Origin of the sequence: Bradyrhizobium manausense (assembly GCF_001440035.1) — a bacterium.
Lineage (GTDB): Bacteria > Pseudomonadota > Alphaproteobacteria > Rhizobiales > Xanthobacteraceae > Bradyrhizobium > Bradyrhizobium manausense.
Genome location: NZ_LJYG01000104.1, coordinates 259,705 through 262,132 on the forward strand (window position 1 = coordinate 259,705; position 2,428 = coordinate 262,132).

2 protein-coding genes and 1 pseudogene are annotated in these 2,428 nt (G+C 65.0%); all 3 read right to left on the bottom strand.

From position 1 onward, the window contains the following. Positions 1-743: pseudogene (locus AOQ71_RS48720) on the bottom strand (chemotaxis protein CheB); the annotation flags it as partial. Between the two features lie 170 nt (positions 744-913). Then, a complete protein-coding gene (locus AOQ71_RS28270) occupies positions 914-1,195 on the bottom strand; it encodes a hypothetical protein (RefSeq protein WP_057753517.1) in 282 nt (93 codons plus the stop codon). A gap of 8 nt (positions 1,196-1,203) precedes the next feature. Then, a complete protein-coding gene (locus AOQ71_RS28275; RefSeq protein ID WP_057753520.1) occupies positions 1,204-2,211 on the bottom strand; it encodes a chemotaxis protein CheB in 1,008 nt (335 codons plus the stop codon). Between the last annotated feature and the right edge of the window lie 217 nt (positions 2,212-2,428).

Sequence of the window (2,428 nt, forward strand, 5' to 3'; positions counted from 1 at the left end):
AGGAAGGTGTTCTGCTTGTAGCCGTGGAAATCGTTGCCGGTCTTGTTGCGCAGAATGTCGGCGATGCGCGACAGCGACGTCGCCGCGGCGGCCAGCACCTCGTCAAAGCCCTGCTTTTCCTCGAGACGACGCAGATGGCGCGCATAGACCTGGATATGCTCCGGAATGTCTTCCGGAGAAAGCACATAATCGGCGATAGCGGCTGGTCCGTTGCTGTCGACGAGATGCTCGGAATCGTCATCGGCCACTTTTTCGGCGATCGCCAGGCCGCCATGGTCCTTCAGGGTGGCCGCTCCCAGCGTACCATCGCCGTCGGTGCCGTTCAGCAGCACGCCAATGGATTGCTCGGCGCGCTCCTCCGCGAGCGATACCAAGAAGCTGTCGATGGTCGCCCGCTCGCCGGGCCCCTGCTCCGCCCTGCGCACGGCAAAACGACCGCCCTGGATCGTGGTGATCATGGCAGCGGGATTGAGATAGATCGTCCCGCCCTCGATTGGCGCCCCATCCCGCGGCTCCGAGAGCCGGGCTCCCTCGGCGCGCTGAATGAGAGCCGCGAGCCGCCCGTCCGAGAACGCCTCGCGGTGCTGAAGCACGAGCACGACGGTCTGGTCGTCCCCAAGAGCAAGCTTTGCGAAGAAGCGCTCGATGCTCTCGATGGCGCCGGCGGAGGCACCAACCCCGATGATCAGCGGCGCCTTGCCCTGGCGCTCCCCATCACCCGGCGCAGTGGCAACTTCATCCATGATGGCCGTTACTCTCGTTCGCGGGATCCAAGCAATTCAGCCGCCAGCAGATACCAGAAAATCAGCCTATCCCAACAGCCAAATGGCGGAAATAGCTTCGTGTTCCGCGTGGAGCTGGGGATCATAGGACAAGGGGAGAGGCTGATCGGCTACCCCGAAAATCGTGGCGATCAGCGGGCCGGATGTGGCGCGGAATCGATCTCGCTTTGGAGGTAGTTGACCCGCTGGACGATCAGGGTGCGGTGCCGCTCCCATTCGACGAGGGTCTGCTTCAATAGCTCGACCAGTCGTTCCGCCTGGCGCGCGTCGTGCCCCCCGGCCCGCAGCTCGCGCACCAGATCCTCCTGGTTGCGAATCCGCAGCCAACCTTCGTTGATGTCGGCATCCGCCTTCACGAGAAGGCGCTGCTCGGCGTGGAGTTGCTCGGTCCGGTCGGCAAGGGAGAGGGCCATGTCGCGCCTTACGTCTCTCGCGGGCGGATCGCCGGATCGAACGATTGTAGCACAACCCGCCGGATCATGTCGGCATATTCGCGATATTCGGCGGCGCGCAGATCGTACATCTCGGCGACCGCGGGCCGACCGCTGCGCCTTCCATCGTCCGCCATGCGCTGCACCAACTCGGCGCGCTCTTCGATGATCCGCAGCGCCACACGCAGTGCCTCGTCAACCTCTCCCTCCTGCTCCTTGGCGAGCGCGTCGGCGGTATAGGCATGGCCCACCTGACAGCGAAAGCGCATGGGCTTGCCACCTTTCAACAGGGATAGAACCCCGCCGCAGCTCGGACAGGTCAGTGCTGCAGGATCCGCAATCTTGGTGAGACTTTCTGCCCCGATTCTTTCGCCGGCCGCGATTTCGACCTCCAGGCGGATGTCGGGAGCCACCGGCAGCGCGGTCCCCGGCGCCTCCTGCGCGAGATCGGACAGGACATCACCTAGTCTTGCAGCCGGAACGCAGAGATCGGCGATGGTCGCCCCCAGCGCGCGTTGCGGCATTTCCGGCGAAATCGCGTCGGCGGGGTCCTGGATCAGCGCCATTCCGCCGCAGCGTTTGATGGCATGGAGCCCGGCAGCGCCGTCCGAGAGCAGGCCGCTGAGGACAATCCCGATGACGCGGGGACCGTGGTGCACGGCCGCAGAGCGGAACAGGGCGTCGATCGCCGGACGGACCATGTTCTCGCGCGGACCACGCCCAAGCTGGATGTGCGTTCCCGATAGCAGAAGGTGGTAGTCGGGTGCAGCCAGATAGACATGGCCGCGCTCGAAGGTCATCCCGTCGACCGCCTGATGAACCGGCAGCCTCCCCGCAGCGGCGGCCACGGTCGACAGGATGCCGATGCCCTGCGCCGGAATGTGCAGCACGATGAAGATGGCCGCCGGCAATTCGCGCGGAAGCCCGGCCAGGATCTGCTTCAACGGGGCGGTGGCGCCAGCCGAGCCCCCAATGACAATGATGTCGCGGTTGCTCATCGGGAACCCGCCATCTCCTGCTTCGTTTGCACCAAGGCGGCCCTTGGCCGTATGTTCCAATGTCTTTCGAGCCAGCGGAGGAAACCTGCCGATGATGCCAACGTCGTCGCATGAGCGCGGGTCGCTGTCGGGACGCCGAGTCCTCGTCGTCGAGGACGAATATTACCTCGCTGACGATATCGGCCGTGCCCTGCGATCGGCCGGCGCCGACGTCGCC